At 62.4% G+C, this 14,432-nt stretch carries 14 protein-coding genes, 1 tRNA gene and 1 pseudogene; 9 read left to right on the forward strand and 7 right to left on the reverse strand.

The genetic code is table 11. The features are described from left to right. Positions 1 to 41 precede the first annotated feature (41 nt). From MHY08_RS04690 to MHY08_RS04700, 3 genes are read right to left on the reverse strand one after another with little or no spacing between them, the layout of a single operon-like run. Positions 42 to 455, reverse strand: coding sequence for a YccF domain-containing protein (locus tag MHY08_RS04690; protein ID WP_239194198.1), 414 nt, complete (start codon positions 453 to 455; stop codon positions 42 to 44). A gap of 18 nt (positions 456 to 473) precedes the next feature. Beyond that, positions 474 to 1,292 carry a DNA-formamidopyrimidine glycosylase family protein gene (locus MHY08_RS04695; protein ID WP_239194196.1) on the reverse strand — a complete coding sequence of 273 codons (819 nt, stop codon included), beginning with the start codon at positions 1,290 to 1,292 and terminating at the stop codon, positions 474 to 476. A gap of 18 nt (positions 1,293 to 1,310) precedes the next feature. Then, the gene (locus tag MHY08_RS04700; protein WP_239194194.1) at positions 1,311 to 6,110 is read right to left on the reverse strand and encodes an ATP-dependent helicase; all 4,800 of its coding nucleotides are present in this window, start codon (positions 6,108 to 6,110) and stop codon (positions 1,311 to 1,313) included. A gap of 35 nt (positions 6,111 to 6,145) precedes the next feature. Between MHY08_RS04700 and MHY08_RS04705 the strand changes: the two genes are divergently transcribed. After that, positions 6,146 to 6,904, forward strand: a complete 759-nt coding sequence (locus MHY08_RS04705) for a 3'(2'),5'-bisphosphate nucleotidase CysQ (RefSeq protein ID WP_204609822.1) — start codon at positions 6,146 to 6,148, stop codon at positions 6,902 to 6,904. Here MHY08_RS04705 and MHY08_RS04710 read toward each other — a convergent pair. Then, entirely contained in the window at positions 6,901 to 7,569 is a 669-nt protein-coding gene (locus MHY08_RS04710; protein WP_005323820.1) for a TetR/AcrR family transcriptional regulator, read from the reverse strand. The two genes, MHY08_RS04705 and MHY08_RS04710, sit on opposite strands and share 4 nt — an antisense overlap. A gap of 107 nt (positions 7,570 to 7,676) precedes the next feature. Here MHY08_RS04710 and MHY08_RS04715 point away from each other — a divergent pair, with 107 nt between their 5' ends. From MHY08_RS04715 to MHY08_RS04750, 8 genes and pseudogenes are all read left to right on the forward strand, one after another. Next, positions 7,677 to 8,570 (forward strand): NAD-dependent epimerase/dehydratase family protein, encoded by an 894-nt coding sequence (locus MHY08_RS04715; RefSeq protein ID WP_005323822.1) that lies wholly within the window; start codon positions 7,677 to 7,679, stop codon positions 8,568 to 8,570. A 48-nt stretch (positions 8,571 to 8,618) separates the two neighbouring features. Then, positions 8,619 to 9,446 carry a thymidylate synthase gene (locus MHY08_RS04720; RefSeq protein WP_005323827.1) on the forward strand — a complete coding sequence of 276 codons (828 nt, stop codon included), beginning with the start codon at positions 8,619 to 8,621 and terminating at the stop codon, positions 9,444 to 9,446. Further along, positions 9,446 to 9,976, forward strand: coding sequence for a dihydrofolate reductase (locus MHY08_RS04725; RefSeq protein WP_005323829.1), 531 nt, complete (start codon positions 9,446 to 9,448; stop codon positions 9,974 to 9,976). Before MHY08_RS04720 ends, MHY08_RS04725 begins: the two co-directional genes overlap by 1 nt. Then, on the forward strand, positions 9,976 to 10,257 hold the full coding sequence (locus MHY08_RS04730; protein WP_005323831.1) for a glutaredoxin domain-containing protein: 282 nt from the start codon (positions 9,976 to 9,978) through the stop codon (positions 10,255 to 10,257). Before MHY08_RS04725 ends, MHY08_RS04730 begins: the two co-directional genes overlap by 1 nt. 70 nt (positions 10,258 to 10,327) lie before the next feature. Then, positions 10,328 to 10,403 (forward strand) — tRNA-Arg (locus tag MHY08_RS04735). A 427-nt stretch (positions 10,404 to 10,830) separates the two neighbouring features. Next, positions 10,831 to 10,884 carry a chloramphenicol resistance leader peptide gene (locus MHY08_RS11740; protein ID WP_011113070.1) on the forward strand — a complete coding sequence of 18 codons (54 nt, stop codon included), beginning with the start codon at positions 10,831 to 10,833 and terminating at the stop codon, positions 10,882 to 10,884. Between the two features lie 21 nt (positions 10,885 to 10,905). After that, complete coding sequence (gene cmx, locus MHY08_RS04745) at positions 10,906 to 12,081, forward strand: chloramphenicol efflux MFS transporter Cmx (protein WP_005297378.1); 1,176 nt, start codon at positions 10,906 to 10,908, stop codon at positions 12,079 to 12,081. Then, a pseudogene (locus MHY08_RS04750) lies at positions 12,081 to 12,179 on the forward strand (IS481 family transposase); the annotation flags it as partial. The gene cmx and the pseudogene MHY08_RS04750, both read left to right, overlap by 1 nt. A gap of 105 nt (positions 12,180 to 12,284) precedes the next feature. Here MHY08_RS04750 and MHY08_RS04755 read toward each other — a convergent pair. From MHY08_RS04755 to MHY08_RS04765, 3 genes are all read right to left on the reverse strand, one after another. Then, positions 12,285 to 13,121: an aminoglycoside O-phosphotransferase APH(6)-Id gene (locus MHY08_RS04755; protein WP_000480968.1), complete on the reverse strand. Its 837-nt coding sequence runs from the start codon at positions 13,119 to 13,121 to the stop codon at positions 12,285 to 12,287. After that, positions 13,121 to 13,924: an aminoglycoside O-phosphotransferase APH(3'')-Ib gene (gene aph(3'')-Ib, locus MHY08_RS04760; RefSeq protein ID WP_001082319.1), complete on the reverse strand. Its 804-nt coding sequence runs from the start codon at positions 13,922 to 13,924 to the stop codon at positions 13,121 to 13,123. The genes MHY08_RS04755 and aph(3'')-Ib overlap by 1 nt, the downstream gene beginning before the upstream one ends. Before the next feature lie 65 nt (positions 13,925 to 13,989). Next, positions 13,990 to 14,358 (reverse strand): recombinase family protein, encoded by a 369-nt coding sequence (locus MHY08_RS04765; RefSeq protein WP_012360778.1) that lies wholly within the window; start codon positions 14,356 to 14,358, stop codon positions 13,990 to 13,992. Positions 14,359 to 14,432 lie beyond the last annotated feature (74 nt).

Consider the following 14,432-nt stretch of genomic DNA (forward strand, 5'->3'; position numbering starts at 1 on the left):
AAATCGGGCGAAACGTGCTTGTTTTGTCAGCGGAATGTGGTTTAGAGCTTGACCATCGGCTCCCAACCGAATGGGATGTGGTCAGAGTCCACAATCTTGCGGCCGAACGGGAAGCAGGTAACCGGGATCATCTTCAGGTTGGCCAGGGCTGCCGGGATGCCCACGATGGTCACTACCTGTGCCGCCGCGGTGGTGACGTGGCCAATGGCCAGCCACAGGCCGGCGACCACGAACCAGACGACGTTGGAGAAGGTGGACATGGAGCCACTCCCCTTTACCGGCTGCACCACCGAGCGGCCGAATGGCCACAGGGCGAAATTAGCCATGCGGAACGACGCCACGCCCGCTGGAATGGTGACGATAAAGATGCAGGCGATAATGCCAAAGAGGAAGTAGGCCAAGGCTAGGAGGAACCCGCCGGTGATGAACCAAATGATATTGAGAAGGGTACGCATAGCCCCCACCCTAGCGGCCTACGCCGAGCGGTGAAGCGGCTGGCAATGCGGGCACCACCAGATGATGCGCTCGAGTTCGCCTTCGTCGCCGCCCAAGTCCACACCGCCGAGCGCGCCCTTGGTAATGAACGTGCCGCAGCGGCGGCAGCGCTTGCGATTGCGGCCGAAGACATAGGTGGTCTCCCCGGCGCGGCGCACACCGGTGGTCACGCGCACCGGGGAGGTGCGGTTAGCCCACATGATGCGCCGGGAAATATCGAGGATGCGGGCGGTATCGACCTCGGCTACTGGAGTGGCGGGATGCACGCCGGCGAGGAAACAAGCCTCGGCGCGGTATTCATTGCCGATGCCTGCAACGACCTTCTGATCGAGCAATGCCGCGCCGATGGCGCGCTGCGGCCGGGAGTTGAGCCGGCGCAGGGCTTCCTCGCGGTCCCAGTGGGGGTCGAGGATATCCGGACCGAGGTGCGCGATGCGCTGGTGGTAGTGGTCGGCGGGATAGATGTCCACGAAGCCTAGCTGGTGGCCGACGACCTCGATATCGCGCGGGGAGTTGGCCAGCTGCAGTACGATGCGGGCGGTATGCCCAGGCTTGCGCCAGCGATCGCCTGCGTAGTGGATGGCCCAGGTGCCCTCCATCTTGAGGTGGGTGTGCACGATGGTCTGGTCGAATTGCATGAACAGGTGCTTGCCGTAGGGCCAGACGCGCTCGCACACCATGCCGTCGAGGTGAACGGTGGCGTAGCGCGGCACGCGCACGGAACAGCCGGTGACCTCGCGGCCGGCCATAAACTGCAGGCGGTTGGATAGCTGCAGGACGGAATCGCCTTCGGGCATAACACCTCCTGTGGATCTTTAGCGGCGGTACCCGCCGCGCGGGTGGAAACCACCATTATTGCGCGGAGCGGGCGGAGGATCATCAAAGCTGAGTTCTTCGATGGCATCGGCGGCCCGGCGGCCTGCCCGCGGGGTGCGGGGAGCGGCGGCGCGAGCGGAGATGCGCACGCCCTTCGGCGTAATCCCGGCGCCGGCGTCGCGCAGGTGGGCCGCCACATCGGTTTTGTGGATGGGGCTGCCATTGCACTTTTCGACGACCAACGGGGACAACACTCCCCTTGCCACCATGTCCGTGAGCGCAGAGACCAAGCGGGGATAGACCTCAGCCGGGTCGATGCCATCGGGCAGCGATTCGATAAAGGTGGTGAGGGTTTTGCCGCCGCGGGTGAGGTGGGCGATGGGCAGGCCGTCGATAAGCACCACCAGCGCACCGGCCGAACGGGTGGGGCCGCCGGTGGCCTTGCCGTCGGCGTCGTCGCGCTGCGGCCAGGGCAGGGCCGCGCCGTAGGGATTAGCAGGGTCGCAGGCGGCGAGGACATAAGTCTCGGGCTCGGTGGTGCCAGAGGGCCAGCCGGTCACGTCCGGGGAATCGGCCAGCCCACGCAAGCGGTCGATGATGGCGGGCGTGGAAAATTGGGCGGCGCCCAGCCCATCGATGACGTAGCCGCGCATGGCCTTGCCGGATTCCTCGAAGCCGGAGAGCACCTTATAGGCCAGCGCGAAACCGCCGAGCACGTCCTCGGCCACGACGGAGCCGCGGGTGAGCACGCCGTAGCGGTCGAGCCAGGCCTCGCCGTGGGCGACGGAGCGGGAAGTGGCATCGGTGGCGGCAGGGACGGCGAGCGACCACCGGCCCATGACATCGGGCGGGGTCCCGGCGCCCGCGGCGTTCTGCGCTTGGGCGAAGGAGGTGCGCCCCATGCGCAGGCGGGAGCGGGTAGGCCGGCGCTTCGAGCGGTGCGCGGTGCGGCCTGAGCGCGAGCCGCCGGATGACAGCCGGGTGCGGATCGGCGCGAAGGAATCGGGGCTTACCAGGCCCATCTCCACTAACCCCCAGAGGGCCTCGCGGGTCTCCTCGGTGGTGCCGGGGGCCTCGGCGGCGATATCGGCAAAGAGGAAGCCACCGCCGCGGCCGAGGACGTCGAGGATGGCGCGCTGCAGCAAGCTGACCCCCTCGGCATCGGTTTCCGGGGCGAGTTGGGCGGCATAGTCCGAGGGCAGCAGCATGATCCAGGGGTCGGCCGCACCGGCCTTGCCGGCGCCTAGGATGAGCACCTCGCCATTGGAGGTGAGCTCATCGAGCATGGTGGGCGAATAATCGCCCACGCGGGCGGGCAGGATGAGCGATTCCCACGCGGAGGCGGGCAGGCGCACCCCGGCGAGCTGCTCGATGACGGAAAAGACGCCATCCGCCCCGCGCAGCGCGGGGCGCTTTCCGGCCGGGGCGATGCTATGCCACTCCGGCAAGAAGCGGGCGAAGGTAGCGCCCGAGACCGGCTCGGTGGCCGCCCTAGCTGCGGCGAGCGAGCGCGAACGAATCGTCTTCAGCACCGCGGCGGCGCAATACTCCTGCTCCTCCACTCCCTGGCGGTAGCGGCCTTCTACCACCCCATCGAGCGCGCCGAGGACGGTGTGCGCGGCGGAGACCGAAATGCCGAAGGCCTCGGTGAGATCGCGCAGCACAAACGGACCGCGGGTGCGCGCCCAGCGCGAGACCAGCTGTGGCAGGGCATCGGAAATGGTGGCCACTTGGGCGGGGATGCCGGGAGGGATGGGGATGCCCAGGGCGTCGCGAAGCAGGGGTGCATCCTGCGCTTGGGCTAGGTGCTCGCGGCCGCCAATGCGCACGCGCATAATCCGGGTGCCCAGCTGGTCCAGGGCGGAGAGAGGAACGTCGGTGTGCTCGCCCAGCTCGTCCACGGGAATCGGACCGAGCACGCGCAGCACGTCCGCCACCTCTTCGGTGGTGCGTGCCCGGCGCGAGGGATCGGTGCGTTGGAGCTGGGCGTGGACCTCGGCGATGATCTCCGGATCGAGCAGCTCGCGCAGCTCTACCGTGCCGAGCAGCTTGGCCAAAAGCGCTGGGTCGAGGGCCAAGGCGGCCGCGCGCTTTTCCGCCAGCGGGGAATCGCCCTCGTACATAAACGCGCCTGTGTAGTTAAACAGCAGCGAGGAGGCGAAAGGCGAAGGCTGCTCGGTGGTGACCTCCGCGATGCGGATGCGGCGGTGGCCCAGCTCCCGCATGACCTCCGTGAGCGCAGGAACATCGTAGACGTCCTGCACGCACTCGCGCACCGTCTCCAAGATGATGGGAAAGGACGGGTACTTGCGGGCAACGTCCAAAAGCTGCTCGGCGCGCTGGCGCTGCTGCCACAGCGGCGCGCGCTTGCCTGGATTGCGCCGAGGCAATAACAACGCACGCGCCGCGCACTCGCGGAAACGGGAGGCAAAGAGCGCGGAATTGCCCACTTGCTCGGCCACGATATCGGCGATCTCATCGGCGTCGAAGTCAAAGATGGATCCATCGGGCTCGGATTCTGCCTCCGGCAGGCGCAGCACGATGCCGTCATCGCCGGCCACGGCCTGCGGATCCATGCCGGTGCGCTCGCCTACCCTGGCCCCCACCGCCAACACCCACGCGGAGTTGACCGGCCGGCCAAACGGAGTATGCAGTACCACGCGCCAATCGCCCAACTCATCGCGGAAGCGCTCGAGCACCAAAGTCTTTTCATCCGGGATGACACCAGTGGCCTCGTTCTGCTCCTGCAGATAGGCCACGATATTGGAGCGCGCATTATCATCGGCATCCGCAATGATCTCCGGCGAGGAAAAGACCTCGCGGCGATACTCACCTAGCGCCTTGCCCAACTCATAGGGGCGGCCCGCGCCATCGCCATTCCAAAATGGCAGGCGCCCGGTATGCCCCGGCGCGGGCGTGACCAATACCTGGTCGCGCGTGATGTCTTCGATGCGCCAACTGGTAGCGCCCAAGGTGAACACATCGCCCACCCGGGACTCATAAACCATCTCCTCATCCAGCTCGCCCACCCGGCGCGGAGCGCCACCGGAGCCCTCGCCCGAGCCGGTATAGAGGAATACTCCGAACATGCCCCTATCCGGAATCGTGCCACCGCTGGTCACGGCCACGCGCTGGGCGCCAGGCCGCGCAGTCATCACTCCCGTCACGCGGTCATAGACCACGCGGGGCTTGAGCTCGGCAAAATCCGTGGACGGGTACACGCCGCTGACCAAGTCCAGCACGGAGTCATAGACTTCGCGCGCCAGATCGCGGTAAGGCCAGGCCCGGCGGACCATCTCGTACCACCCATCGGCATCGAGCCCATCGTCCCCGGCCGCGGCCACGGCCGCCACCGTCTGCTGCGCCAGCACGTCCAACGGGTTGCGCGGGGTATGCATCTCTTCAATGAGCCCGGCGCGCATGCGCGCTACCGTCAGCGTGGACTGCACCAGATCCGCGCGGTGCTTGGGGTAAAAGGAGCCGTGAGAAACCGCGCCCACAAAGTGCCCGGCGCGGCCAACTCGCTGCAGGCCGGAGGCCACGGAGGGCGGCGATTCCACCTGCACCACCAGCTCCACTGCACCCATATCGATGCCCAGCTCCAGCGAGCTCGTGGCCACCACGGCCTTGAGCGTGCCCTCTTTCAGCATCGTCTCGGTCATGGCGCGCTCGTCCTTGGATACCGAGCCGTGGTGGGCGCGGGCGATGACGGCTGGGGCCTTGCCGGCGACGTCGACCTGCTTCATCAGTTGGGCTGGGTCGCGGCGGGTCTCCGGCGAGAGCGATTCCGGATCGTGTTCGGCCGCATAGAGCTCATTGAGCCGGCTGGTCAGCCGCTCGGCGGTGCGGCGGGAATTGACAAATACCAACGTGGAGCGGTGCGCCATGATCTCCGCATAGAGGTCATCCTCTATATACGGCCAGATGGACTTGGCCGTGGGCAGCGCGGATTCATCCACGGAAGGCGCGCTAATCCCGATGGCATCATCCACGGTCATCTCCCCGATGGTGGAGCCCTGCTCCGGCGTGGGGAGATCGGACATATCCTCCACGGGCACGTGCACGTCCAGCTGCCACTTCTTTTCCGCGGCTGGGGCCACGATCTCTACCGGCCGGTTGCCACCCAAGAAATTCGATACCGCAGACAGCGGCCGCACGGTGGCGGAAAGACCGATGCGCTGGAAGTCCCCCGCCACCTGCTGCAGGCGCTCCAAGGTCAGCGCTAGGTGCACGCCACGCTTGGTGCCGGCCAAGGCGTGGATCTCATCGATAATGACGGTATCCACCGTCTTCAAAATCCCCGCCGCCTTGGAGGTCAGCATCAGATAGGCCGACTCCGGGGTGGTGATCAAGATATCCGGCGGCTTGCGCACCTGCCGCGCACGCTCAGCAGACGGCGTATCGCCCGAGCGCACGCCTACCGATATATCCGGCACGTCCAGCCCTAGGTTCTCCGCGGTGCGCGCAATACCGGTCAGCGGGGCGCGCAGGTTATTTTCCACGTCCACGCCCAGCGCCTTGAGCGGCGAGATATACAGCACCTTCACCCCGGCGGCGGATCCAGCAGTCCCTGAGCCCACCGGCAGCGCCAGCTGGCCTTCGCGCTCGACCAAATTATTCAGCGCCCACAAGAACGCGGCGAGCGTCTTACCGGAGCCGGTAGGGGCGACTACGAGGGCGTGCTCGCCGCGGGAAATCTTCTCCCAGGCCTGCGCCTGCACGGCAGTGGGGGCGGCAAATACATCCCGAAACCACTGCGCTACTTGGGGCCGGAAGCGGTCGAGGATGTTTTCTGGCATGCCCACACTCTAGTCCGCGTTGTAATGTGGGCACCATGACCGTCGAGATTTCTGATTCCCGCCTGACCAATTCCCTCGCCCAGGGCTGCGGTGAGATCCTTAAGGGTGTGCGCAACGGGGGCCTGCTGCGGGGCCTTTCGCTTGGCGACGCCGGCGATGAGGCCGCCCAAGAATGGATCGCCCGCGTCCTCGAGCAGCACCGTCCCCAGGACGGCATGCTCTCTGAGGAAGCCGCCGATGACCTTGCCCGCTTGAAGAAGGACCGCGTATGGATCGTGGACCCGCTCGACGGCACCAAGGAATTCGCCACCGGCCGCCAGGACTGGGCAGTGCACATTGCCCTCGTAGAAAATGGCACTCCCATCCACGCGGCGGTGGGCCTGCCGGACAAGGGCGTAACCTTCAAATCCTCGGACGTACGCGCGGTCACCGGCCCGCTGTCCAAGAAGTTCGTGATCTCCCGCAACCGCCCGCCCAAGGTAGCTAGCTACATTGCGGAAAAGATGGGCTATGAAACCGTAGGCGTCGGCTCCGCGGGTGCTAAGGCCATGCACGTGCTGCTCGGTGATTTTGACGGTTATATCCACGCCGGCGGCCAGTACGAGTGGGATCAGGCCGCCCCGGTGGGCGTCGCCCGAGCCTCCGGCCTGCACTGCTGCCGCCTCGATGGCTCCGAAATCCGCTTCAATAATGAGGACACCTTCATCCCGGATATCCTCATCTGCCGCCCCGAGCTCAAGGATGAAATCTTGGAGCATGCCCAGGCCTTTGCCGAGGAGCACGGCGGATTTTAAAGACCTAAATCGGTAGCCAGGCGCGATACTGCCCTTGTGTGAAACTCGTCGTAATCGCTAAGGGTATCCCGGCCGAGATAGCCAAAGACCTCGGCGTTGATCAGCCCAATAATCCTCGTCCAAGCCTCCAGCGCCATTTCCATCGCATCCTCGGTGAGCTCTGCGCCGATGTCCTGCGCGGCGGCTGCCAGATCCGCAGCAAACTGTGGCGAACGACGCCTCAGCGGCGCACTGGAGGCTCCTTCCAGCAGAGCAGCTATCCGGCGGCTCACTTTCGTCCCAGCTACAACAGTCTCTGCAGCCGGGGCTCGGTAGCCCACGATCGGCGTGCCATAAATCAGGCCCCAACGTTGCGGAAAATCCAGGGCCCACCGCCGCATAGCGGTCACCACTTCCACGAATCTCTCGCGTGGTTGGGCTCGTGCGTCGTCACGCTGCGCCACGGCATTATCGAGCCCATCAAAGGCATCGACGATAAGCAACGTAATCAGTTGCGCCCTATCGGGGACGTAGCGATAAATACCGGAAGAGACTATCCCTAGCTCGCGGGCTATGGCCCTCAGGTTCAGCGCCTCCACGCCACCGTTTGCGAGCTGCTTCCGCCCCAATTCGATGATGCGGGTCATCGTCTCTTCGCGGGCGCGCTCTCGTGGGGTTTGTGCCATGAATAAACTATAGCAACTCACAAATGAGAGCACTGCTCTTGTCTTCGTAGGAGGCTTCCTATACCTTGAGAGAGCATCAGTCACTAAATTGAACAGGAATCTTGGAAATGAAATATCTCATCACCGGAGCGGGCCCCGTCGGCCGCGTAGTTGCCCGTGAACTCGCCTCCCGGGGCCATGAATGCCTCATCATGAGCCGACACGCCACCACGATTAACCTCGGGCCCCGCGTCCAGCACATCACCGGCGATGCAACCAGTAAAGAGTCCTACCCTGCCAATATCGACGGCATCGCGCACTGCATTCACGCCGCCTATAACGCCGAGCAATGGCGAAAGCTGCTCATCCCCGCCGAAGAAACCGCGCTTCACATCGCTGCGGAACGCACCATCCCCATCGTGTTCCCCGAATCCACCTATGGCTTTGATCCAAACCGCGAAGAAGTCTCGCCGACTACTCCCTTGACCGACTCCCGGCATGGAAAGCCCGGCGTGCGCGCGCAGCTCATCGACGCACGTCTCGCCTCTCGCGCCCACACCGTATCCGTCATCGCGGCCGATTTATTTGGTCCCGACTCCGGGCCAGGTTGCGTCTACCACCAGCTGATCATCGGGAAGCACTTCCCCTTAGCCCTAATCAACCCACATGCGAAGCACTCGGTGACCTACCTGCCAGATTTCGGCCGCGCTCTTGCCGATGCCCTCCTCGACCCCACCAGCGCTCCTATCGTCGCAACACCGTGCGCTCCGGCGCTTACGCAGGCGGAATTCGCCGACCGCGCGGGGTGCCACCGCACCCCGATAACGATCCACCCCTGGATGCTCAAGCTCGGTGGACTCTTAAGCACCGATCTGCGTGGGCTGGTTGAGATGACCTACTTATGGGAGCGCCCCTCCATCCTCACTGGCGCCACTGCACGGTGGAAAGCTACCCCCATAGAACAAGCGCTACGCGAAACAGCCTCCTGCGATAATGCCACTGCCAGCGCTAAGAGGAAATAAACGCTCCAACTACTCCAATGTTTTTCTAACGCTCTACACTGGAGCACCATGAGTGATACGTCCACCGTTTCTAGCGCCGCTATTGCCACTCCGTACGAGGATCTGCTGCGTCGCGTTCTCGACAAAGGCACGCCCAAAGGCGATCGCACCGGGACAGGCACACGCTCCATTTTTGGTGCGCAGCTGCGCTATAACCTGGCCGAGTCTTTCCCGCTACTGACCACCAAGAAGGTCTATTTCCACGCGGTATTGGGCGAGCTTTTGTGGTTCCTCAAAGGCGAGTCCAATATCAAGTTCCTGCAGGATAACAAGGTCCGCATCTGGAATGAGTGGGCGGATGACAATGGCGAGCTAGGGCCGGTCTACGGCGTGCAGTGGCGCTCCTGGCCCACCCCGGATGGCCAGCACATTGACCAGATCCAGCAGGCGCTCGATACTCTGAAGAATAATCCGGACTCGCGCCGCAACTTGGTCTCCGCATGGAACGTCGCGGAGCTGGACAAGATGGCGCTGATGCCCTGCCACTTGCTCTTCCAGCTCTACGTGGCCGATGGCACCTTGTCCATGCAGGTCTACCAGCGCTCGGCCGATATGTTCCTAGGTGTTCCCTTCAATATCGCCTCTTACGCGGCGCTGACCCACATGTTTGCCCAGCAGGCCGGCCTCAAGGTGGGCGAGCTCATCTGGACCGGCGGCGATTGCCATATTTATAACGACCACGTGGAGCAGGTCAAAGAGCAGCTTTCCCGCGAACCCCGCCCGTACCCGCAGCTCAACCTGCACAAGGCGGAAGACATGTTCTCTTATGACTTCGCCGATTTTGAGATTGAGGGCTACGACCCCCACCCCACCATCAAGGCGCAGGTGTCCGTCTAATGTTGGGCGCAATCTGGGCACAGTCCCTCGATGGAATCATTGGCGATGGCGAACAAATGCCCTGGCACGTTCCGGAGGATCTCAAGCACTTTAAGGACGTGACCATGGGCGCGCCGGTCATCATGGGCCGGAAAACCTGGGAGTCCCTCAACCCTAAGTTCCGCCCCCTTCCCGGCCGGGAGAATTACGTGCTCTCCTCCCGCACCCCCGGCCAGTGGTCCGCCGGCGCCCAGGTGCTCACCGAAATGCCCTCGCTTTCCGACGCCTGGGTTATCGGCGGCGGCCAAATCTACACCGCCACCTTGGACCAGGTGGACCGCATTGAGGTCACGCTCATGGGCGTTAATATCGGTAGCACCTACGGCGAAAAGTCCATCTACGCCCCCGAAATCCCCGAGGAATTCGGCCTCGCCCACAGCACCGATTGGCTAACCTCCGCCAAGGGCCACCTGGCCCTGCCGGACCAAGAGGCCAGCGATCTCCCCATCAAGTACCGCTTTTTAACCTACGACCGAAAGGATGCAGCCTAATGACTGTACAAACCCCCGAACCCACCGCTGACGTCACCATCTTCTACGCCGACTGGTGCCCCTTCTGCGCCAAGCTCATCAAGAACCTGGACCGCACCGAAACCCCGTACGCGCTTGTCGACGTCGAGGGTGACAACACCGACGACATCAACGCCTGGATCGAATCCGTTAACGACGGCAACCGCATCATCCCCACCGTCCTCTACTCGGACGGCACCCACGAAACCAACCCACCAGCCTCCTCCGTGCGCAATAAGCAGAAGGAATTGGCCGAAAGCTAACCCACACCCCAGCCATTTCGGGGCACTCCTGCCCCACTGCTATGATTAGCCAAGTTGCACACGCAACCCCGCCCCAGTAGCTCAGGGGATAGAGCACGGCTCTCCTAAAGCCGGTGTCGGTGGTTCGAATCCACTCTGGGGCACCATGTGAAGTCTCGAGACATCGTTCCGGTCGGTGTCTTGAGATTTTTCGTTTTTAGTTGCCCCGACTGGGGTTGAGTTCGCTGTCGTTCTTGTTGTAGTAGATCTTTTCTTCGGTGAGTGTGTAGGCGGCGCTTTGTGCCCCGGTGGCGGTTATTTTGACGTCTACGCGGTTGTCGATGCAGACCATGGAGATTGGTTCGCCGCCCCATCGGCGTGAGGTTCTAGCTGTGATGTCCAGGGACGTTGTTCTGGCCCCCGCCCGTAATGACACCGTGCCGATTCAAGAAGTATCTGTCCAGACCGCTTGCCATTGAAGGCATGTTAGAGTTTGGGGCATGTCGAGTCCCGAATCAGACAGGTCAGGGGTTGTCGGTCACACCGCCAGCCCCTTGAACCACTAGTTACGACTCCCACGATCTGTGTGGGCGTATGTCTGGCGTACCCGGGGCGCTGGCCGTGGTGACAAGAAGAACCATTTCTTGATCTCACACCTCGGAGTACTCGATGCCTTTTGCCCTCTACATGCTTGCCCTGGCGGTCTTCGTCATGGGCACTTCAGAATTCATGCTCGCGGGATTGCTCCCCGCGATCGCGACCGAACTTGACGTCTCGGTCGGCACTGCGGGCCTGCTGACCTCCGCATTCGCAGTCGGTATGGTCGTCGGCGCGCCAGTGATGGCGGCATTCGCTCGCCGTTGGCCACCGCGGCTCACATTGATCGTTTGCCTTCTCGTGTTCGCGGGAAGCCACGTCATCGGAGCGATGACACCAGTGTTCTCTCTCCTGCTCATCACCCGGGTGCTCAGCGCTCTCGCAAACGCAGGATTCCTCGCCGTAGCACTGAGCACGGCCACTACCCTCGTGCCAGCGAACCAGAAGGGGCGTGCACTGTCGATCCTGCTCTCCGGCACGACGATCGCAACCGTCGTGGGCGTCCCCGCCGGGGCACTGCTCGGCACAGCGCTGGGCTGGCGAACGACGTTCTGGGCGATCGCCATCCTCTGTATTCCCGCGGCCGTTGGAGTCATTCGTGGCGTCACGAACAATGTTGGTCGGAGCGAGACTAGCGCGACCTCACCAAGGCTCCGTGTCGAGCTCAGCCAGTTGGCGACGCCGCGGCTCATCCTGGCCATGGCACTCGGAGCGCTGATCAACGGAGGGACCTTTGCGGCATTCACCTTCCTGGCACCCATCGTGACCGAGACCGCGGGCTTGGCCGAAGCGTGGGTGTCCGTCGCGCTGGTGATGTTCGGCATCGGATCGTTCCTTGGCGTCACGATCGCAGGACGACTATCAGATCAACGACCTGGCCTCGTGCTCGCAGTCGGCGGACCGCTATTGCTGACAGGCTGGATCGTGTTGGCAGTGGTCGCATCTCATCCCGTTGCGCTTATCGTCCTCGTCCTCGTTCAGGGATTCCTGTCGTTCGGCGTCGGCAGTACTCTGATCACGCGTGTGCTGTATGCAGCATCGGGTGCGCCAACGATGGGCGGTTCGTACGCAACCGCAGCATTGAATATCGGAGCTGCAGCGGGGCCCGTGCTTGGTGCGCTCGGGCTCGCGACCGGGCTGGGGCTGCTCGCGCCGGTTTGGGTCGCTTCGGTGCTGACAGCGATCGCTCTCGTCATCATGCTTCTCACCAGACGCGCGCTTACGAAGACCGCGGCGGAGGCCAATTGATGACCCATCCGAACGCTCTTCTCACTCCTCGTGCCCGTCTCCGGTTAGCTCGGCTGATTGTCGAAGACGGCTATCCGGCCACGATCGCCGCAAAGATGGGGTCGTTTGCGGGAGAGGGCGAAATCCTACGCTAAGGCTTTGGCCAACGATATTCTCCGGTAAGATTGATGTGTTCCCAGGGGATAGGAGAAGTCGCTTGATATCTAGTATGACGTCTGTCGCACCTGCTTGATCGCGGCCGCGATAGCTAGATCGCGTTGCTCCTCTTCTCCATCCGCGTTCCAAGCTGCGGAAAGGCACCCATAAGCGTACGCCTGGTCGAGCAGGCGACGCGGATCGACGTCCAGCGCACGAGAGAATGCGTCCGCCATCTGTGCAATGCGTCTAGGATCGAGACAAAGGTCGTCTCTGTCAGCCGGATCGTAGAACATATTGGCGGCGCCAAAGCCCACTTCACCGACCAGACCGACGGGATCTATCACCAGCCAGCCGCGACTGGAGAACATGATGTTTTCATGATGCAGATCGCCATGTAGCCCACGCAGTTCCGAGGCATTGCTCATCATTTGATCGGCTATAATCGCCGCGTGGACGTAGTCAGTTTGACAACCTGCGTTTTGATCATCGCGCGCCCGCTGAAACAAAGCTGCAAAGCGATCCCGGATCGGGAGAAGGGCAGAAGGCAGGGGTTCCTCAGATGCGGCATACAGCTTCGCCATTAGTTCCGCTGCAATTTCGGTCGCCTGGTAGTCGCCGTGCTCGGCAACGATGTGAGAGAGCATTCGCTCCCCGGCATATTCGAGCAACATCAGATTGTTCTCACGACCGAGCAACCGGACTGCTCCCCTCCCATTGCGCCATACCAGATAGTCGGCCCCGCGCAGTTCATCAGCAATGTCTTCTATAGGTTTCAATCCCTTGACGATTGCAGGAGTCCCGTCTGGCAATGAAACTTTCCAAACGAGGCTGGAAAAGGTGTCCGCAATGAGAACAGGTTGCGAAACGTGCCAATGAGCAGGAAAAACAGGCGGCATGAACATCAACCCCAAGTCAGAGGGTCCAATCGCAGATAGAAGGCAAGGCGTTCGCGGTCGGGGGCTTCGATCCCCAATACATTGAATAGGACAGCGAAGGCGCGCTCTGCTTCATCTGGCGCTGCCCAGTTCTCTTCGGCGTTAGCAATCATGAGTGCCAAATCGGCATAGCGATCTGCTGTTCCGAGCCGCCCAAGGTCGATCAGACCCGTGCATTGAAGAGTTTTAGGGTCCACCATGAAGTTCGGCATGCAGGGATCACCATGGCAAACAACCATATCGGTGCGCTCTTGGTCGAGCCGCACCGGTAGCTCTCGTTCGACACGAGCCAAAAGATCGAGCTGCGGCGTACTCTTGTCCTCGTCCGGTAAGAAGTCGGGATTGACGGCATTGCGGGACACCACATCAACGGCGCGTCCGAACATTCGCGACAGCCTGCGCTCAAACGGACATTGATCAACCGATAGGCTGTGAACAGCGCCAAGTTGCTGCCCCATTGACGGCCACGCTTTGAGCAAATCCGCTCCAGACAGATCAGCCGCCGGTACTCCCGGAATTGCCGTTATCACCAAGCATGCACCCTCCTGTTCCTCCTGCCAGTTGATCACCTCGGGGCAAGCCACACCTCGACCTTTGAGCCAAATGAGGCGGTCACGCTCTCCAGCGAGCTCACCGCGGCGGGAAGCAGGTGCGATTTTCGCGAAGGCATGCCCGTCACCACGTCGAAAAACAAAATCACCAGATTCTCCGCCTCTGACAGGCAACCAGTCAGAATGCGATTCACCAAAAAAAATATTAGTTCGATTCAATGGAGGTTCCTTCAGTTTTCTGATGAAGCGCGGAGGTGGCTCAACCTGCGAAAAGAAACGAGTTGCTACGTAAGTCCGAGAACATGCTTTCCATGGTCTCTGAGCTCGCCTTTGGGACCGACATATCGGTAGAGAGTGACGCGCTCGATGCCGAGTTCCTTGCAGAGATCGGAAACTGAAGTATCGCGCTGGGCCATGGCGGCTTGCGCGAGACGCACCTGAGCTTTGGTGAGCGCGAATTTTCGTCCGCCCTTGCGACCGCGCGCTCTCGCGGAGGCGAGACCCGCCATGGTGCGCTCTCGGATCAGATCCCGCTCGAACTCGGCCAAGGTGGCGAAGATTCCGAACACCATGCGACCGGACGCAGTCGTGGTGTCGATCTGAGCGGGCACTGTTGCAAAGTTAGCGATGAGGCAGCCTTTTGTCTTATTCAAAGGCCTTACATTTCAAAAACTCTGCTTACCAGGCGCATTTCGCCCAGGGGATCACCATAATAAAATGCTGAGGC

Source organism: Corynebacterium sp. ACRPJ, from assembly GCF_022347345.1.
GTDB lineage: Bacteria > Actinomycetota > Actinomycetes > Mycobacteriales > Mycobacteriaceae > Corynebacterium > Corynebacterium tuberculostearicum_D.